This is a genomic window from Pullulanibacillus camelliae (assembly GCF_014642655.1).
In the GTDB taxonomy this organism is placed as follows: domain Bacteria; phylum Bacillota; class Bacilli; order Bacillales; family Sporolactobacillaceae; genus Pullulanibacillus; species Pullulanibacillus camelliae.
The window spans coordinates 40,140-60,193 of sequence record NZ_BMIR01000009.1; the positions used below are offsets into that span (position 1 = coordinate 40,140).

General features: G+C 42.4%; 15 protein-coding genes. 12 read left to right on the plus strand and 3 right to left on the minus strand.

Features of this window, described 5'->3' with window-relative positions:
* Positions 1-252 precede the first annotated feature (252 nt).
* The 3 genes from IEW82_RS10495 (at position 253) to clpX (ending at position 4,380) form a co-directional block, all read left to right on the plus strand.
* The gene (locus tag IEW82_RS10495) at positions 253-1,272 is read left to right on the plus strand and encodes a tetratricopeptide repeat protein (protein ID WP_188693473.1); all 1,020 of its coding nucleotides are present in this window, start codon (positions 253-255) and stop codon (positions 1,270-1,272) included.
* 108 nt (positions 1,273-1,380) lie between these two features.
* Positions 1,381-2,724, plus strand: a complete 1,344-nt coding sequence (tig, locus tag IEW82_RS10500) for a trigger factor (RefSeq protein ID WP_188693476.1) — start codon at positions 1,381-1,383, stop codon at positions 2,722-2,724.
* A gap of 384 nt (positions 2,725-3,108) precedes the next feature.
* Complete coding sequence (clpX, locus tag IEW82_RS10505) at positions 3,109-4,380, plus strand: ATP-dependent protease ATP-binding subunit ClpX (protein WP_188693480.1); 1,272 nt, start codon at positions 3,109-3,111, stop codon at positions 4,378-4,380.
* Positions 4,381-4,733: 353 nt separating this feature from the next.
* On the opposite strand, the gene IEW82_RS10510 is transcribed toward clpX, so the two are convergent.
* The gene (locus IEW82_RS10510) at positions 4,734-6,257 is read right to left on the minus strand and encodes a glycine betaine ABC transporter substrate-binding protein (protein WP_188693826.1); all 1,524 of its coding nucleotides are present in this window, start codon (positions 6,255-6,257) and stop codon (positions 4,734-4,736) included.
* A 63-nt stretch (positions 6,258-6,320) separates the two neighbouring features.
* On the minus strand, positions 6,321-7,448 hold the full coding sequence (locus tag IEW82_RS10515; RefSeq protein ID WP_188693484.1) for an ABC transporter ATP-binding protein: 1,128 nt from the start codon (positions 7,446-7,448) through the stop codon (positions 6,321-6,323).
* 402 nt (positions 7,449-7,850) lie between these two features.
* Between IEW82_RS10515 and lonB the strand changes: the two genes are divergently transcribed.
* The 3 genes from lonB to yihA all read left to right on the plus strand — a co-directional run bounded on the left by lonB (position 7,851) and on the right by yihA (position 12,591).
* On the plus strand, positions 7,851-9,524 hold the full coding sequence (lonB, locus tag IEW82_RS10520) for an ATP-dependent protease LonB (protein ID WP_188693487.1): 1,674 nt from the start codon (positions 7,851-7,853) through the stop codon (positions 9,522-9,524).
* Positions 9,525-9,688: 164 nt separating this feature from the next.
* On the plus strand, positions 9,689-12,013 hold the full coding sequence (gene lon, locus IEW82_RS10525; protein ID WP_188693490.1) for an endopeptidase La: 2,325 nt from the start codon (positions 9,689-9,691) through the stop codon (positions 12,011-12,013).
* Positions 12,010-12,591, plus strand: a complete 582-nt coding sequence (gene yihA, locus IEW82_RS10530; protein WP_188693493.1) for a ribosome biogenesis GTP-binding protein YihA/YsxC — start codon at positions 12,010-12,012, stop codon at positions 12,589-12,591. The genes lon and yihA overlap by 4 nt, the downstream gene beginning before the upstream one ends.
* A 235-nt stretch (positions 12,592-12,826) precedes the next feature.
* Here yihA and IEW82_RS10535 read toward each other — a convergent pair whose 3' ends face one another.
* Positions 12,827-13,303, minus strand: a complete 477-nt coding sequence (locus IEW82_RS10535; RefSeq protein WP_188693495.1) for a LiaI-LiaF-like domain-containing protein — start codon at positions 13,301-13,303, stop codon at positions 12,827-12,829.
* Between the two features lie 292 nt (positions 13,304-13,595).
* Here IEW82_RS10535 and hemA point away from each other — a divergent pair, with 292 nt between their 5' ends.
* Genes hemA through hemL form a run of 6 tightly spaced genes read left to right on the plus strand, consistent with a single transcriptional unit; the run spans position 13,596 to position 19,828 of the window.
* Complete coding sequence (hemA, locus tag IEW82_RS10540; protein ID WP_188693497.1) at positions 13,596-14,951, plus strand: glutamyl-tRNA reductase; 1,356 nt, start codon at positions 13,596-13,598, stop codon at positions 14,949-14,951.
* A 17-nt stretch (positions 14,952-14,968) separates the two neighbouring features.
* Entirely contained in the window at positions 14,969-15,787 is an 819-nt protein-coding gene (ccsA, locus tag IEW82_RS10545; protein WP_188693501.1) for a cytochrome c biogenesis protein CcsA, read from the plus strand.
* A 36-nt stretch (positions 15,788-15,823) separates the two neighbouring features.
* A complete protein-coding gene (gene hemC, locus IEW82_RS10550) occupies positions 15,824-16,756 on the plus strand; it encodes a hydroxymethylbilane synthase (protein WP_188693504.1) in 933 nt (310 codons plus the stop codon).
* Positions 16,753-17,550, plus strand: a complete 798-nt coding sequence (locus IEW82_RS10555; RefSeq protein WP_188693507.1) for a uroporphyrinogen-III synthase — start codon at positions 16,753-16,755, stop codon at positions 17,548-17,550. Before hemC ends, IEW82_RS10555 begins: the two co-directional genes overlap by 4 nt.
* Positions 17,547-18,527, plus strand: a complete 981-nt coding sequence (hemB, locus tag IEW82_RS10560; RefSeq protein WP_188693510.1) for a porphobilinogen synthase — start codon at positions 17,547-17,549, stop codon at positions 18,525-18,527. The genes IEW82_RS10555 and hemB overlap by 4 nt, the downstream gene beginning before the upstream one ends.
* Before the next feature lie 5 nt (positions 18,528-18,532).
* Positions 18,533-19,828: a glutamate-1-semialdehyde 2,1-aminomutase gene (hemL, locus tag IEW82_RS10565; RefSeq protein WP_188693514.1), complete on the plus strand. Its 1,296-nt coding sequence runs from the start codon at positions 18,533-18,535 to the stop codon at positions 19,826-19,828.
* Positions 19,829-20,054 lie beyond the last annotated feature (226 nt).

Consider the following 20,054-nt stretch of genomic DNA (forward strand, 5'->3'; position numbering starts at 1 on the left):
CATTTTTTACACTGTGACATGCCTCCTCTGCACTATAAAAACATGATTTAAGGACTTTTTTAAACAAAAGATAATTGGGAAGCAATCTTTCAAATGAGCAACGGCTATGAAGGCCGTTGCTCATTTGATATATACGTGGCCTATTTATGAACGGTTCGAACGACTCCCTGCACACTTGTACGTTGTGTTGTCTACATGAACCTGCTAAACTGTAAGAAGCTATCATGAGTTAAGGAAGTGGGGGATGGACCCATGCGTTTACATAAGGACGGTAATATTGTCCATTTTCCAAACCTATCTGTTCGCTTGCTTGATAAAGGGATTGCGGCTTTAAAGGACAAACAATATCGTGAAGCCTTCGACTTATTTAAGCAGCTTCATGACATCGATCCCGAGCATCCGCAGGCAGCCTATGGTTTGGCTGTGTGCTATGTAGAACTCGGCTTCTATAAAGAAGCACGCGATTTAACCAAAGAGATGATGAAAAGAGATATTGGGCATTACTATGATGTGTTAAAACTGCATATCACTGTTCTCATTCAAATGAAGGAATATCAAGAGGTGTTAACACTCATTGAAGCCGTATTAAGTGAAAATGACGTGCCGACAGATATCCGTCAAACCTTACAACAACTGGAATATTTTTCCCAACAAAGAGCTGATGAACCAGTGATAGAAGCGAATATTGAAGGCGTTCAAGAGAATTTTCAGCACTCTCAGGACGATCCATCCAAGATCGCTGATAGCATCGCCATAGGCTTACAGAGCACTCAGTATGATCATCAACTTGCGGCTATACAAAAAGCAAGAGATTTTGGTGTTGTTAGTCAGGCGCTGATCGAGTATTTAAAAAGTGACGCCGACGGGTTTCTTAAAAGCTTAGTCTTAGAAGCCTTACAAGAAAACGGGTATCAAGAGTCCGTTAATATCATAAAATTTGGCAACACATATACAGTTGATTTAAATGAAGCACTATTTTATAATGAATTTTCGGATAGTGTAAAACAGCTATTAGAGGATGTCTTGGCATCCAATAATCCATCCTTGGAAGACGTTGCATGGCAAGTTTGGAATCATTTTGTCCTGACGATATTCCCTCGATCTCTTGAACCTAATGAGCCAAAGCTGTGGGCAGCGGCCTGCTACCTCTATTCCAACGAAATGATGGGCATGGAAGTTGAGGAAGAAATCATAGAATCATTGTTTTCAGTAGCCAAAGATGCGATTATACCACTTGTCAAAGACATTCGTGAGATTGAACAAAATACATAGTATCATTGATTTTCGTGCAAGACTCTATTATGATATAATGTAATGGTTGCAAAACTGACATTCGTTTAGTAGACCAAGTATGAAGTTGGACGTTGGAGGTAAGAATATATGGATGTAAAAGCACATTGGGAGAAAAAAGAGGGAAATCAGGGCACACTTACTTTTGAAGTGGATGCTGATAGTTTTAATAAAGCACTTGATCAAGCGTTTAAGAAAGTGGTCAAACAAGTGAACGTTCCTGGCTTCCGTAAAGGGAAAGTTCCTCGTATGATTTTTGAACAACGCTTCGGTGTTGAATCTCTATATCAGGATGCTGTTGATATCGTATTGCCGGAAGCCTATTCAAAAGCCGTGGAAGAAACAGCGATTGAACCAGTGGATCAACCAAATGTTGATATTGAGAAAATTGAAAAAGGCAGTGCATTGGTATTCAAGGCAGAAGTGACTGTTAAGCCCGAAGTGCAATTAGGGGACTACAAAGGCTTAGAAGTAGAAGAACAAGATACTGAAGTCACTGCTGAAGAAGTGGATGCCCAAATTACACAGCTTCAAGAGCGCTATGCAGAATTAGCGGTCAAAGAAGACGGAGCTATTGAAGAAGGCGATACCGCTGTTATTGATTTTGAAGGCTTCGTTGATGGTGAAGCTTTTGAAGGCGGCAAGGCTGAAAACTATTCTCTTGAAATTGGTTCAAATTCTTTCATTCCTGGTTTTGAAGAACAGCTTATAGGTTTAAAAGCTGGAGAGGAAAAAGACATCAATGTGACTTTCCCTGAGGAATATCATGCTGAAGATCTAAAAGGGAAGGAAGCCACTTTCAAAGTCAAGGTTCATGAAATCAAAGTAAAGCAACTCCCAGAGCTTGATGATGAGTTTGCTAAGGACGTTGATGAGGAAGTCGAGACTTTTGCTGAGCTTAAAGAAAAGTTTGAAAAGCAATTAAAAGAACAAAAAGAACAAAACGCAACCAATACAGCTCGTGACGCAGTCGTTGAGCAAGCGGCTAAAAATGCGACCATTGATGTACCAGAAGCCATGATCACAAGTGAGCAAGACCGCATGGTACGTGAATTTGAACAACAGATCCAATCTCAAGGTATGACGATGGAAATGTATTATCAATTCTCGGGTACTGATGAAAATGGTTTGCGTGAACAAATGAAAGAAAATGCAGAAGCGCGCGTTCGTGCAAATCTTACACTTGAAGCAGTAGCTGAAGCTGAAAACATTGAAGTATCTGACGAAGAAGTGGAAGAAGAAATCCAAAATATGGCGGATACTTATAAAATCGATGTTGAGCAAGTCAAGCAAATGCTAGCGTTACAAGGTGGAGACGAAGCGATTAAGGGTGATTTAAAGGTCCGTAAAGCCGTTGACTTTCTTGTAGACAACAGCAAATCTGTTCCCAAAAGTGAAGAAAACACCGAAGACAGCGAAGCAGAAGCTGAGTAATCTTTCTTTGAGCTGGTGACAACAAAGAATATGCAACAAGGCATTTGGAAGAAAACAAGGCACGTTTAACGTGCCTTGTTTCTTCACAACTTTTCCCTGAAAATATATGGCTTTTCTCTAAATGGTTTTGTTTTAAACGCCACAATATGTGGTAATAAAGAATTAGAGAAAATGAGTGTATTTTTCAAACGTTATACATATCCTTTTCTTAAGGCGAATCATTATTGTCAGCCTTCCATTTATGTTACAATGCTTACATAGTCATTGGCAGCAGCTTACTTCATGCAATATGTTTGAAGTGTCAGCCAGAAATAGGTATTCTAAAGAAAACCAATTCGCTCTTTTCTGCCCGTGCTTAAAAGACAGAGATTAGGGGTGAAAGTATTGTTCAAATTTAATGAAGAAAAAGGGCAATTAAAATGTTCCTTTTGCGGTAAAACTCAGGATCAGGTAAGAAAACTGGTTGCTGGACCGGGTGTATATATTTGTGATGAATGCATTGAGCTTTGCACTGAAATTGTGGAAGAGGAGCTTGGTGGTGAAGAGGAAGTTGAATTCAAAGACATTCCGAAGCCACAAGAAATTCGTGCCATCCTTGAGGAATACGTCATTGGTCAGGTAGAGGCAAAGAAAAATCTATCTGTTGCCGTTTATAATCACTATAAGCGGATCAATGCCAAACAAAAAAATGATGAGGTTGAATTGGCGAAAAGTAATATTGCCATGATTGGACCAACAGGAAGCGGTAAAACGCTATTGGCACAAACCATGGCTAAAATCCTCAATGTTCCCTTTGCGATTGCTGATGCAACGTCATTAACTGAAGCGGGTTATGTTGGTGAGGATGTTGAAAACATCCTGCTCAAACTCATTCAAGCGGCTGATTATGATGTAGAGAAGGCCGAGCGTGGCATTATTTATATTGATGAAATTGATAAAATTGCCCGTAAGTCTGAAAATCCATCGATCACACGTGATGTATCTGGCGAAGGTGTACAACAAGCCTTGCTTAAAATCTTGGAGGGAACGGTAGCTAGCGTGCCGCCTCAAGGTGGTAGAAAACATCCGCATCAAGAGTTTATTCAAATTGATACGACAAATATTCTCTTTATCTGTGGCGGGGCTTTTGATGGCATTGAACAAATCATTAAACGACGTTTGGGCAAAAAGGTGATTGGTTTTGGATCTGATAACACGCAACAAGATCTAGGCAAAGACGATTATTTAAAACGTGTATTACCTGAGGATTTATTGAAATTTGGATTAATCCCTGAATTTATTGGTCGTTTGCCTGTTGTTGCCTCTTTAGAACAGCTTGATGAAGATGCATTGGTTGAAATTTTGACGAAGCCAAAAAATGCCTTAGTAAAGCAATATAGTAAATTGCTTGAGCTTGATAATGTGGAGCTCGAATTTACAGAGGGTGCACTAAGAGCAATTGCTAATAAAGCAATTGAACGCAAAACAGGCGCTCGAGGTTTGCGTTCCATCATTGAGAGCATTATGCTCGATGTCATGTATGACCTACCTTCTCGTGATGATGTGGAAAAATGCATTATTACAGAAAAAACAGTGGAAGGGACGGTCGGTCCTACGCTCGTTATGGACGATGGTACAGTGATCGAAAATAAGCAATCTCCAAAAGAATCTGCATAATGCTGACCCTAAAGAAAACCTCTCACGTAATCTGCGTGAGAGGTTTTTCATTGAAGGATCAGAAAGTATAAAATTTCTGGTCATGAGGACGGTGCGCGATTCCGCTTCAGGCTGCTCACATTTTTCATGGGGGAGTGGTAAGGCTTTTCGCCCGGCACGCCGCGGCGGCTTAGCGATCTCCCAGGACTCTAGTAACATTTCGAGTCAGCGGAACTTCGGGAATACACGATTTTAGGGTGTTACGAAGCTCTCGCGCCTTGGGCTCCAATCCACTTGACCATGCAATGAAGCCTCTTGCGTATAGGATGATGCTTTATGTTCCCAAACAAAAACCGGGCATGTGCCCGGTTTCTTTAATCAATCAAGCCTTCTTTCTTAAGCCAGTTGACGGCGACATCTTCATAGTCTTTTTTATCCAGATCAACCTCTTTATTCAGCTCTTGCATGGTTTGGTCATTAATTTTCCCACTCAACATATTCAGTACCTTTTTCAATTCTGGATGAGCTTTAAGCGTATCATCACGGATGAGTGGTGCTGCATAGTAAGGAGGAAAGAAATGCTTATCATCCTTTAAAACCTTGAGATTATAGGCAGGAATACGTCCATCAGTGCCGTAAGCATCGATGACATCCACTTTATTATTTTTAATGGAGCTGTACATGATCCCTGCATCCATTGAACTCGTGGATTTAAAATGCAATCCATACGTTTTTTCTAAACCTGGATAGCCATCCTTTCGTTCCAAGAATTCTGGTTCTGAGCCAAGGGATAATTTGGAGTCCACTTTCTTGAGATCGGAGATGGTTTTTAATCCATATTTTTGAGCATCAGATTGGCGAACTGTTAAGGTATAAGTATTATTGAATCCAATGGGCTTTAGCCAATCGAGATCATACTTCTTTTTAAACTGTTGTTTCACGATATCATATACTTTGTCAGGGTCGCTGACTATCTTATGCTTTAAAATTTCAATTAAGCCTGTTCCTGTATATTCGACGTATAGGTCGTAATCGCCTTTTTTAACGCCGTTAAATACAGGAGATGTCCCTCCGAGGAAGGAATGATACTCAACATTAAGATCGGTCTTATCTTCAATGAGATGTCCCATAATATAGACCATAATCTGTTGCTCGGTGAAGTTTTTACCGGAGATAACAATGGTGTCTTTATTCGCTCCCCCAAAGCTTTGTATAGCGAAATTTCCAATGAGGGCAAGAATGATGATACCGACAACCGACCATCTGATAATTTTGACACTCTTTTTTGGCAGTTTGCCTTTGGCTTGGAGGCCCTTTGGCGTAACATCTTCTTCGAGCTTTTTTAATAAGTAGTCAAAAATAATGGCAAGGAGAGCGGCTGGAATAGCGCCACCTAATATCAGGCCAGTATTAAGAGTTTGCAGTCCACGATAAATCAAATCACCAAGTCCACCGGCACCGATAAGACCAGCGATTGTTGCAACACCAATGACAAGGACAGAAGCGGTGCGTACCCCACCCATAATGACTCGTAAAGAAAGAGGAAGCTCAACCATCCATAGAATTTGGCGATTTGTCATTCCCATTCCTTTACCAGCTTCAATGACGGAGCTGTCAACACCCATGATACCTAAGTACGTATTGCGCAAGATGGGGAGCAATCCATAAACGGTTAGAGCAATGATCGCAGGGAGCTTTCCTGTCCCTATGAATGGAACTAGGAAGACTAGGAGGGCAAGGCTTGGGATCGTTTGAAAGATAGAAGTAATGCCAATGACAGGGCCAGCTATTTTGTTATGACGGGTGAGATAGATACCTAAAGGCACTGAAATAATAATCGCGATAAGAATAGAGATAAAGGAAAGAAAGATATGTTCCATTAATAAATTCCAAACCATTGACCAACGATTGACAAAGACATCAAGAGTTTCATGTAAAATAGTGATTTTCGTCACCTCTTTCTATTGTATAATTTGATCGACAATGTGTTCTACTAGGCTGGCGCGATTAACAATGCCTAAGAGTTTATGTTGATCATCAACTACGGGAACAAACCCATAGACTGATTCATTGACGAGCTGAAACGCTTCTTCAGCAGGAATATCTGGAGTGAGCACATCACTATCTGTTTGCTTGATATCGTCTAACGTTAACCCCTCTTCACGATAATGCTTCTGGACGTCCCATATCGTCGCGATGCCTAAATACATGTCATTCTTATCGACAACGATTAAATTATCAACGCGCTTGTTGCGCATATACTTGGAAGCTTCGGCTAAGCCTCTTGTGGCATAAGCCGTGATCGGCTTCACGATCAGCTTTTTCACACTAGGTAAACTCACCCCTTCATCTAGATTATCCTGAATGCGCTCTTCACCAATAAAGCTGTGTACAAAGGCATCAGCCGGATGTCTAAGAATATTTTCAGGTCTGTCCAGCTGTACGATTTCACCTTTTCGCATAATACAAATACGATCAGCAATTTTCAGTGCTTCGTCCATATCATGTGTGACAAAAACGATGGTTTTTTGAATGTCCTTTTGCAGTCTGACGAGCTCCTCTTGAAGCTGCTCTCGACTTATTGGATCCAAAGCACTGAAGGGTTCGTCCATTAGAATGATTTTTGGCTCAGCGGCAAGTCCACGAATAACACCAATGCGCTGTTGTTGTCCCCCGCTTAGCTCTGATGGATATCTTTCCCCAAAGGTTTGAGGGTTAAGTCCAACCATTTCCATTAATTCATCCACTTTATTCAAGTAACGTTCTTTTTCCCATTTCTTAAGTCTTGGAACGAGTGAAACATTTTCCCGGATAGTCATGTGAGGGAGTAAGCCGATCTGTTGGATCACATAGCCGATGTCACGTCGGAGCAAAACGGGGTTGGTTTCTGAAATATCTTGCCCTTCAATCGTAATCGTTCCACTAGTAGGCTCAATCAGCCGGTTAATCATCTTCATGGTTGTTGTTTTTCCACAGCCACTTGGTCCGATTAAGACGAGGAGCTCGCCTTCGTTAACAGTGAAGGAAAGATTCTTCAAAGCTTTAAAGCCGTCTTCATAGACCTTGGATACATTTTTAAATTCAATCAATCAAAAGCCACCTCCTGAAGGTTGATTCCTGAAACTTAGAAAAGCGTACTCGTATTTTTTGCCAATCCCGCAAAAATTAGACTTACTTTAGCGTAACAAGATTTGAAAACCTATAGCAAACCAAATATCGCTTTAAAAAAGAGGATATTTGCAGAGTTTTTGTTCGTTATAATGGAAAAATGACGAAATACAGCCTTTTTCAACATATTGCCTGCCTATTCTAAAAAATTCGAGGGGTGTAGGCTGAAAGGATGAGGGAATTTATGATAATTTACCCGCTTAAAAAAAGGTTTAAACCTCTAATTTTTAAAAATTTTACAGGAAATGACCTTCTTTTGTTTATAGCTGTTCATGGTCGGAGATACTAACGCAAAGAAGAATGTTCAGGAGGTTAAGCAAATCATGAATTGGACAACATTACTTGTTTTCGTACAGCTTTTCTTTGGCGTGGTCATTGGCTTATATTTTTGGAATTTGCTTCGCAGTCAGCATTCACAAAAGTCATCAATCGATAAAGAATCCAAAAAAGAGATGGAGCAGCTGAGAAAAATGCGGAGCATTTCTCTAACTGAACCTCTTTCTGAGCGTGTGCGACCACTTAACATGGATGATATTGTTGGACAAAAGGATGGCATACGTACGCTGCGTGCTGCGCTTTGTGGGCCTAATCCCCAGCATGTGATTATCTATGGTCCTCCAGGTGTTGGAAAGACAGCGGCTGCCCGCCTTGTACTGGAGGAAGCCAAGCATAACTGGCATTCACCCTTCAAGCCCTCTTCTGTATTTGTTGAATTAGATGCAACAACCGCTCGCTTTGACGAGCGAGGGATTGCCGACCCGCTCATTGGCAGTGTTCATGATCCCATTTATCAAGGCGCAGGAGCGATGGGACAAGCGGGTATTCCGCAGCCCAAACAAGGTGCTGTGACCCATGCTCATGGAGGCGTTTTATTCATTGATGAGATCGGTGAGCTTCATCCGATTCAAATGAACAAGCTTTTAAAGGTGTTAGAAGATCGCAAGGTATTTCTAGAGAGTGCTTATTATAGTGAAGAAAATACACAAATTCCCCCACATATACATGATATTTTTCAAAATGGGCTGCCGGCAGATTTTCGTTTGATAGGAGCCACAACCCGTTCGCCAGAAGAGATTCCGCCAGCAATCCGTTCACGCTGCTTAGAGGTTTTCTTTAATGAGCTCAAGATTGCTGATATTGAAATTATTGCACGGCGGGCTGCAGAAAAATTACAGCTGAAAATTGGAGACGAAAGCATTAAAAAAATCGCTGAATATGCGCGGAATGGTCGCGAAGTCGTCAACATGATGCAAATCGCTGCAGGCATTGCTCTTTCTAAGCAAGGTGAAGGCATTCAATTAAGCGATATCGAATGGGTGATTCAATCCAGTCAGCTTCAGCCTAAGCCAGATAAAAAGGTGCATGCTGAACCTGTAGTGGGGCTTGTCAACGGCTTAGCGGTATACGGACCAAATCGAGGGGCGTTGCTTGAAATAGAAGTGACAGCGACGAGAAGTCGAAAAGGCAGCCTTACCATCACAGGGATAGTGGAAGAGGAAACGATGGGCTCACAAAGTAAATCGATTCGCAGGAAAAGCCTTGTGAAGAGTTCCATTGAAAATGTCATTACTGTTTTAAATAAAATGGGTGTGCGTGCCCATCAATATCATATTCATGTCAATTTTCCTGGCGGAGCACCTGTCGATGGTCCATCAGCTGGGATTGCCATTGCCACCGCTATTTATTCAGCGATCAAAAACATTCCTATTGATCCTAAAATCGCCATGACGGGTGAATTAAGTATTCATGGGGCAGTCAAGCCTATTGGTGGGGTATTAGCAAAAGTTGAAGCAGCGAAAGAAGCGGGGGCCACACGGGTGATTATTCCTCAGGAGAATGACCAATCTTTGATTCATGAGATCAAGGGCATTGAGATTCATACCGTGGGAAGATTGACAGAAGTGCTGAAGCATGCCCTTTTGGATACCGGCTCCGAAACGGAAGCAGAGTCAATGCCAGCTGCCCTTTCGTTCCAATCTTCTTCACAGTCAGTCTAAAGGCCGTTTATGAGATCTCTATAATATTTTTCTAATAAAAAACTTGCCAAATGGCAAGTTTTCTATGCGAAAAGTCATCTCTTTTTCCCCTGGCGTTGTTAATATTAGACATGTTCCGACTTTATAGGTAGAATTGTACAGAGCAATGTATCGGAGGTGCTTTAATGTCCAATAAACAGATTAGGACCATACCCCTTCTTCCACTTCGAGGGCTTCTTGTCTATCCGTCTGTTGTCCTGCATTTAGATGTGGGCCGCGATAAGTCAGTTGAAGCTCTAGAAAAAGTGATGATGGATGATCATAAAATTTTACTTGTAACACAAAAAGAAATCGCTACTGAAAATCCTCAGCCAGAGGATATTTATGAGATCGGTACGATTTCAGCTGTGAAGCAAATGCTTAAATTGCCAAACGGAACGATTCGCATTCTAGCTGAAGGCGAATCTCGTGCCCGCATTTTATCCTATACAAACACTGAAGGCTGTTTTGAAGCCGAGGTAGAGATCATTGAAGACGATCTAACCATAGATGTAGAAACTGAGGCGCTCATGCGCACAGTGCTTGATCAGTTTAGCAATTATATTAACTTATCCAAGAAAATCAATGTTGAAACATTGGCAACTGTTCAGGATATTGAGGAGCCTTCTCGGTTAGCTGACATCATCGCCTATCATTTGCCACTTAAAATTCGTGAAAAACAAAACTTATTAGAAACCATTGATATAAAGGAACGCTTGCGCACTTTAATCCGCATTTTAAGCAATGAACAAAAAGTGCTTGGTCTGGAAAAAAAGATTGGGCAGCAAGTGAAAAAATCAATGGAGAGAACACAGAAGGAATACTATCTCCGCGAACAAATGAAGGCCATCCAAAAGGAATTGGGTGAGCGTGAGAGCAAGGAAGATGAAATCGGTGATTTAAGAACTCGCATTATGGACTCAAAAATGACCGAAAGTGTAAAGGAAACGGCACTTAAAGAATTGCGTCGCTATGAGAAAATTCCTACGAGTTCTGCAGAAAGTGGCGTCATTCGCAATTATATTGACTGGTTATTACAGCTCCCTTGGCAGACTGAAACCGAGGATAATTTAGATATTCATCACGCGAAAGACACATTAAATGAGGCGCATTATGGATTAGACAAAGTGAAGGAACGCGTTTTGGAATATTTGTCTGTGCAAAAGCTGACGAAATCATTGAAGGGACCGATTTTGTGTTTAGTCGGACCACCAGGAGTGGGAAAAACCTCGCTGGCTCGTTCAGTAGCTAAGGCATTGAATCGTCATTTTGTACGAATATCCCTCGGTGGAGTGCGTGACGAGGCAGAGATTCGTGGTCATCGCCGGACCTATGTTGGTGCCATGCCTGGACGTATCATCCAAGGCATGAAAAAGGCTGGAACAGTCAATCCAGTATTTCTGCTTGATGAAATCGATAAGATGTCGAATGACTTCCGGGGCGATCCGGCGGCAGCGATGCTTGAAGTATTGGATCCTGAGCAAAACAATACTTTTAGTGATCATTATATTGAAGAGCCTTATGACTTAAGCAAGGTCATGTTCATAACAACAGCCAATAACGTCGGAACAATTCCCCGCCCTTTGCTTGACCGTATGGAATTGATTAGTATTGCAGGCTATACAGAAATTGAAAAGCTGCATATTACCATGGAGCATCTCATTCCCCGCCAATTGCGGGAGCATGGTTTGAAGAAAAATCAGTTTCGTATTAAAGAAGAAGCCGTACAATTTTTGATTCGCCATTATACACGTGAAGCGGGTGTCAGGAATCTGGAAAGACGCATTGCCTCACTATGTCGTAAGGTTGCTAAAATGATTGTGACTGGTGAACAAAAGTCAGTGACGCTCACACCAAGAACCATTGAAAAGCTGTTAGGCAAACCGCCGTTTCACTATGGTATGGCTGAACAAGAAGACCAAGTGGGTGTGGCCACAGGACTTGCTTATACCCCATTTGGTGGCGACACTTTGTTTATTGAGGTTTCGTTAGCTAAAGGGAAGGGACGATTAACCCTGACCGGTAAGTTAGGCGATGTCATGAAGGAATCCGCACAAGCCGCTTTAAGCTATGTACGCTCCCGCGCGGAAGCATTAGACATTTCTGATGAACGCTTAGAGAAGATGGATATTCATATTCATGTTCCTGAAGGCGCAACGCCTAAGGATGGTCCATCTGCAGGGATTACGATGGCAACAGCTATCGTCTCGGCGTTAACGCAACGTCCCGTGAAAAAGGAAGTGGGGATGACTGGAGAAATCACCCTGCGAGGACGTGTGCTTCCGATCGGTGGATTGAAAGAAAAAACTCTAAGTGCGCATCGAGCAGGGCTGAAAACGATCATTATTCCAAAGGATAATGAGAAGGATTTAGATGATATTCCTAAGAGTGTGCGTGATGAACTCACCTTTATTCCCGTGCAACATTTGGATGAGGTACTTAAGCATGCCTTAGGCGGTGGGAAAAAGTGAAGGTTAAATCTGCTGATTACGTGATCAGTGCCGTCGGTCCAGAACAATGGCCGACGGATGGCAAGTCCGAGATCGCTCTCTCAGGACGTTCAAATGTCGGAAAATCATCGCTGATCAATCATTTATTAAATCGAAAAAATCTGGCCAGAACATCACAAAAACCAGGAAAGACTCAGAAATTGAATTATTTTATTATCAATGAGGCTTTTTATTTTGTTGATGTTCCTGGCTATGGCTACGCACAAGTATCGCAAAAGGAAAGACAAGCTTGGGGCAGGATGATGGAGCAATACTTTTCTGAAAATGAACAGCTACGTGTCGTTGTTGCTCTTGTTGACTTCAGGCATCCTCCCACCAAAGAGGATATACAAATGGTCGAGTTTCTAAAGTATCATGAGATACCTATCATTATTGTTGCAACAAAGTGCGATAAAGTGCCAAAGACCAAGCGTCCCAGGCAAGTGAAGCTCATTAAAGAAAAGCTTGGTATAGCTCCGACAGATCCTTTTGTTATTTATTCCACGCAAGAGCATATTGGAAAAGACGCTTTGTGGAGTGAAATAGAAAAATTCATTTGATTGAAAAACCCACTCTTATAATTAATAAGCGTGGGTTTTTTGTACTATCAGAATATATAATTTCGCTGACGCTCTCAAAGGAAGAGAGTATAAGTGTCACTTTGGCTTTCGCCTTCTAAGGCTTAGCGGCGATAAGCCAAGTTTTCTAATAAAGGCAAGGTATAAAATCATCTGGATGCCAAAGGGCTATGGAAGCTTGCTCCAATAAAATATTAATTATTAAATAAGAATAAATCTATTTTTTCCTAAAGATTAAATAGAGTCCCAATAGGATCAAAGCAATAGGCCAGAGGTTACCAACCCATGCGGTGATGTGGTACGTGAACGCCTGAACACCAGAGTAAAAGAGGTCTAGGATGGATAAGACCAAAAAAAACAAACCGGCCTTAAGCCCTTTTTTACGGGTTTTATAATATTGAGCCAGAAAGGCAAAGCTAATAATAAGGCCATAAGCTGCCCAGCCATTTGGCCACCAAACGAAACGCTTATAGAAGTGGTAATGAATGCCAAGTCCGAATAAGAGAACGCCTATGAAAATGGAATCCGTGTCTTTCGAGAAATAAGAGTACAGTATAAACGCTAGGCCGATAAGCATTAGAAAGGTTGGCCAATTATTAAAGGCCGTCAAATAAGGGAGATGAAGCGTTCTTAAGAGGAAATAGCCTCCGATCGCGACGATAATAATCCCTATAAAAACATTTTGTTTTTTCATGTGATCTGTCACTCCATGCCAAATGTGGTTTGTCAGCAAACAGAATAGTTGGCAAGCTGTCATACATTCTTTATACTTTAGATATTTGCAGAACCTTTAAGTGTTCATGCTTATTTAATAGTATCACAAGAGGAGCAACTGGTGGAACTTGAATTGAAAATATTCGGTGACCCTTCTTCGTTCAAGAACTCTTCATATTTCAGACATGAGTGTTGGACAATATTATGTTATAATAATTCTAAATAAGGGGTAGATAAACCTCATTTTTAATGAAGTGACGGGGTGAAGTAAAATGCATATTCTGGTCATCGGACTGAATCATCGGACAGCCCCGGTGGAGATCAGAGAACAATTTGAAATTCCTGAGTCTGACTTAGGGCAGGCATTATTGGAACTCAGACAACAAAAAAGCATTTTTGAGAATGTGATTCTTTCAACATGTAATCGCACAGAGATATATATTGTTGCAGATCAGCTACATACTGGTCGTTATTATACAAAAGCTTTCATGGCCAAATGGTTTGGCATTGAAAAAGAGGCTTTGGAAAAGTACTTGTTTATTGAAGAAAATGAAGCGGCGATTGAACATCTATTTAAAGTCGCCTGTGGGCTGGATTCGCTAGTCATTGGAGAAACTCAGATTCTTGGTCAGCTGCGTGAAGCTTTTCTAAAGGCGCAAGGCCTGAAGGTGACAGGCACATTGTTCAATGAGTTATTTAAAGAGGCAGTGACGGTTGCTAAGCGGGCGCATTCAGAAACATCAATCAATGAAAATGCCGTGTCAGTCAGCTATGCTGCCGTTGAGCTTGCTGGTAAGATCTTTGGCCGCCTTGACGATAAGCATGTGATGATTATTGGTGCAGGTAAAATGGGTGAGCTGGCTGCCAATCACATGAAAAGCCACGGTGCCTCCCAAGTGACCGTATTAAATCGCACCTTGGAAAAGGCGCGGGAGCTGGCTGCTCGTTTTTCAGGTCATGCTTATACGATGGAGCAGATGACAACAGCTTTACAAGATGTTGACATTGTCATTAGTTCCACAGGGGCACGGGACTTTATTCTTACGGCGAATCAAGTAGAGAGAGTGCTTAAGGCGCGCAAAGGCCGTCCATTATTTATTGTTGATATTGCAGTGCCTAGAGATATTGATCCTGCGGTTCATTCTCTTGAAGGCGTCTTTTTATATGATATCGATGACCTTGAAGGTATTGTCCAATCCAACCTTGAAGAAAGAAAGGCTGAGGCAGAACGCATTGAAGAGATGATCAGTGAGCAGCTTTGGGCTTTTTCTGAATGGTTACAAACTCTTGGTGTCGTCCCCGTCATTACCGCTTTAAGACAAAAGGCCTTGGCCATCCAAGCGGAAACGATGAAAAGCATCGAACGAAAAATGCCTGATTTAACAGACCGCGAACGCAAGGTCATCAGTAAGCATACAAAGAGCATCATCAATCAACTGCTTCGTGATCCCATTGCCAAGGCTAAGGAATTCAGTGGTGAATCACAGGGGAATAAAAAGCTTGAGACCTTTATTTCCATTTTTGGTATTGAGGAAGAGGTTGCTCATGAACGCCAAAAACAACATCTTAGTGATGACACCCAGCCTATAGTCAAGCAAGCCCTAAGGGAAGCGCACTCTAACTCCTAAGGAAAGGAGTCTCCCTCATGACGATGCACTGGCTTTACGATATTACGGTAATTTTATATGCGGCATGTGTGTGTAGTTTCTTTATAGATTTTTTGCAGAACAACCGGAAGGCCCATCAGCTGGCATTCTGGTTGCTTTCAATTGTTTGGGTCCTTCAGCTGATCACAGTAGTTCTAAAGGTTTCCTATACTAAAGAATTTCCGATTCTTACACCAATTGATGGATTGTTTTTTGTTGCGTGGATCATTGTCAGTGCATCGCTAGTGATGCATCGCTTTTTCAAACTTTATTTTTTTGGCTTCTTTGCGAATCTTGTTGGTTTTGCTATCATGGTGATCACGCTATTTCAACCGAATGATCCAGCAGCTCCGATTTTAGGGCAGCGCCTAATGTCCGATCTATTGATCATTCATATCTCTATTGCACTGTTGTCTTACGCGGCCTTTGCGATTTCTTTCATTTTATCTATGATGTACTTGGTAGAATATCGCTTATTGAAACAGAAAAAGTGGGATCAGCGCTTGATTCATTTTGGCAGTCTGGCACGGCTAGAGCAAGGGGCTTTTTACTGTAATTTACTAGGTGTGCCCTTATTGCTTATCAGTCTCTTGCTTGGCATCATTCGGGCAACAGATGTGTTTTCCAATGTCAATTGGCTAGACTCAAAGATCATTACTTCTTTTCTAGTCCTCCTTGCTTATTGTCTTTATCTTTATCAAAGATTAGGCAAGAATGTATATGGGAAACCCCTTGTATTTTGGAACATTGTTGCTTTTTTACTTGTTCTTATCAATGTTTTTTTATCTGAAGTATTTACAGGATTTCATCTGTGGTAAGGGATGGATACATATCAATAGAATCGGAGGCATTATATGGTTACTATAAATGTAGGTTCACGAAAAAGTAAGCTTGCACTTACGCAAACACGGTGGATCATGGAACGGATCACAGCTGTTCAGCAGGATGTTGCCTTTGAATTAAAGCACATCGTGACAAAGGGCGATCGTATTTTAGATGTGACGTTATCTAAAGTGGGCGGCAAAGGCTTATTTGTTAAAGAGATTGAACAAGCGCTTTTAAATCATGACATCGATATGGCTGTTCATAGTATGAAGGACATGCCAGCAGAGCTTCCTGAAGGGTTAATGATTGCTTGTATTCCGATTAGAGAAGATGATAGAGATGCGTTGATTTCCAAAGATGGACGGAAGTTTCTAGAGCTCCCTGAAGGCGCTGTGATTGGAACGAGCAGCTTGCGACGTCAATCACAATTACTCGCTACTCGCCCTGATCTAAAAGTCGTTCCGTTGCGCGGTAACATTGATACGCGTCTGCAAAAATTAAAGGATGGGGACTATGATGCGATCGTTCTTGCGGCGGCAGGGTTAAAACGGATGGGCTGGAGTGAGGACATCGTCACCGAATACCTATCACAAGACGTGTCTTTACCAGCCGTTGGACAAGGTGCGTTGGCGATTGAATGTCGAAGCGATGACCATGACCTCATCGCTTTGCTAAAGCTCATTCATGATGAGCAAACGGCACAAACCGTGGCAGCAGAACGCGCCTTTTTACGGCAGCTGGAGGGAGGCTGTCAAGTACCGATTGCCGCACATTGTATCTATGAAAAGGATCACCTTCATCTCACAGGCCTTGTCGCATCTCCTGATGGTCAAACGGTCATCAGAGGAGCGTTAACTGGCGCTCGCCCTGAGTCATTGGGTATAGCGTTAGCAGAGCAGCTCAGAGAACAAGGAGCAGCACGAATTCTTGAAGGTGTGAAGGAAGAGCTGGACGAGTCATGACAGAGGGATTGAATGGTCTGCGCATTCTCATTACGCGTGCTCAATCGGCGGCACAATCGATGATTGCCGACATTGAAAAGCGCGGTGGTCAGGCACTCATTGCCCCTGTAATGACCTTTCAATCTCTTGCTTTAACCGATAATGCTCAGCAAAAACTCAAAGAGCTTGGACAGTATCAATGGGTGATGTGGACAAGCGCCAATGGTGTCCGCTTCTTTATGGAGCATCTCAAACATCTAGGGTTATCATTACCATCGCATGTTCAGCTTGCTGCGGTTGGAAAAAAAACAGCAAAGGCTCTAGAGGAGTATGGCTATGCCACTGATTTTATTCCAAGAGAGTATACAGCAAAGGCATTAGCGGCTGGAATGCGGGAGGAAGAACGCGGGCGTGTGCTTCTCCCACTAGGTAGGTTGGCCAAGGATGACTTGAGTGAGACATTAACACGCCTTGGCTTTATCAGCGAACGTTTAAATGTTTATGATACTTTGTGTAATGAAGCGATCAGACCCTTGTTGCATCAGCTTATATTAGAAAATCGCATGGATGTTGTGACCTTTGCTAGTCCATCCGCGGTTCGCTTCTTCCTGACATTAATACAACCACTTGATACGACACTTTTCTGGAAGCATGTCATCATCGCTTGTATAGGGGAAGTGACGGCAGAGGAAGTCAAGCGTCATGGGTTGACCGCACAGATTATTCCAAAGCAGTATACTGCTTCTGCACTTATTCAGTCCATTGCTCACTATAGATCATCAATTCAGAAACCGACTAGGAGGAACAAATCATGACAGACTTGAAATTTCACCGTCATCGTCGCTTAAGACAAAATGCCACGCTCCGACGCATGGTAAGAGAGACTATTCTTACTGCTGATGACTTTATTTATCCCGTATTTGCTATTGAAGGAGAAAACATCAAAACAGAAATCCCCTCAATGCCTGGTGTCTATCAATTTTCATTGGATCGATTAGTAGAAGAAATGGCAGAGGTTGTGGATTTAGGGATTCCTTCAGTTATGATCTTTGGCATTCCCAGTGAAAAAGATGCTGTAGGAACACAAGCTTACCACACGCATGGGATTGTCCAAGAAGCAACACGAGTGGTTAAAGAACATTTTCCAGAATTAATGGTGATTGCTGACACTTGTCTTTGTGAATATACAGACCATGGGCATTGTGGGATTGTTCGCGATGGCGATGTGGTCAATGATGAAAGCCTAGAATTGCTAGTAAAAACAGCAGTTTCTCAGGTTGAAGCTGGTGCAGATGTCATTGCGCCTTCTAATATGATGGATGGCTTCGTGGCTGCGATCCGCAAAGGATTGGATGAGGCTGGTTATGAAAATATTCCAATCATGTCCTATGCAGTAAAATATGCTTCCGCCTTTTACGGTCCTTTTAGAGATGCCGCAGATAGCACACCACAATTTGGAGATCGTAAAACCTATCAAATGGATCCGGCTAATCGTTTAGAGGCTTTAAGAGAAGCCGAATCGGATGTGGAAGAAGGCGCGGACTTTCTGATGGTTAAGCCTGGGCTTTCTTATTTGGATGTGTTACGTGATTTGAAAAATCAATTTAATCTTCCGCTTGTGACCTATAACGTCAGTGGAGAATATGCCATGGTAAAAGCAGCGAGTCAAAATGGTTGGATTGATGAGAAGGCAATCGTTCTGGAATTACTAACAAGCATGAAAAGAGCAGGGGCAGATCTCATTCTTACCTATCATGCTAAAGATGCTGCAAAATGGTTAAAGGAGGCATGAACACGATGAAGCCAATGGATCGATCAATACAGGCATTTGCAGCAGCCAAGCGCGTCATGCCTGGTGGTGTCAATAGTCCTGTCCGCGCTTTTAAATCTGTTGATATGAATCCAGTGTATTTTACTGAAGGAAAAGGCTCAAAGATCAAAGATATTGATGGCAATACGTACATTGATTATGTCCTTTCTTGGGGACCACTTATTCTCGGTCATGCCAATGAAAAAGTCATTGATGCGATTAAAGAAACAGCCGAAAAAGGGACAAGCTTTGGTGCCCCACACCTGTTAGAGACCAAGCTAGCTGAGCTTGTCATTGAGCGTGTTCCATCTATTGAAGTTGTTCGCATGGTTAACTCAGGAACGGAAGCAACGATGAGTGCCTTGCGTTTAGCCCGTGGATTTACAGGACGGGATAAAATTTTAAAATTTGAAGGCTGCTACCATGGCCACGGTGATTCGCTTCTTATTAAGGCAGGATCTGGCGTTGCTACACTGGGTTTGCCCGATAGCCCAGGGGTTCCGGAGGGCATTGCGAAAAATACCATTACGGTGCCTTATAATGATCTTGAAAGTGTTCAGGTCGCATTTGAACATTTTGGTGAGGATATTGCGGCGATCATCGTTGAGCCTGTAGCTGGCAATATGGGCGTTGTTCCACCACAAGAAGGCTTTTTAGCGGGATTGCGAGAGATTACGGAGAAGCATGGCGCACTTTTAATTTTTGATGAAGTGATGACAGGATTCCGAGTTGATTATCAGTGTGCACAAGGCTACTTTGGCATCACGCCAGATATCACCTGCTTAGGCAAGGTGATTGGCGGCGGTCTCCCTGTCGGCGCTTATGGGGGGCGTCGTGATATCATGGAGCAGATTGCTCCGAGTGGTACCATCTATCAAGCAGGAACACTTTCAGGGAATCCATTAGCTATGGTGGCGGGGTATGAGACGTTATCTCAGCTGAAGCCGGAAGATTACGAGGGCTTTCAGAAGATCGCCGATCGCCTTGAAGCCGGCTATCTGGAAGCAGCTAAAAAATATGATGTGCCTTTAACGGTCAACCGTGCAGGGTCAATGATTGGCATCTTTTTTACCAATGAAGATGTGATCAATTATGAGACGGCCAAAACAGCCAACCTCGACTTTTTCAAAATGTATTTTAATACAATGTTAGAGAAAGGGATTTCCTTACCCCCCTCACAATTTGAAGGCATCTTTTTATCCACAGAACATAGCATGGAGGATATTGAAGCCACCCTTTCCGCAGTTGACATTGCTTTCTCAAGAATTGCTAGCTCGCGATAACTGTATAACGAAACTAAGAAACCTATGAAGAGCTTTATTCTCTTCGTAGGTTTTTTTAAAGAAAAGAAAGCATAAAATTTCTGATCATGAGGATGGTGCGCGATTTCGCTCCAGGCCGCTCGTTTTCCGCGGGGGAGTGGTAAGCCTCCACGCGCCCCCTTCGCACTGCTAAGGTCTTACCGATCTCCCACTTCCCGCAGGACTCTAGTCTCCGCACCATGAGTCA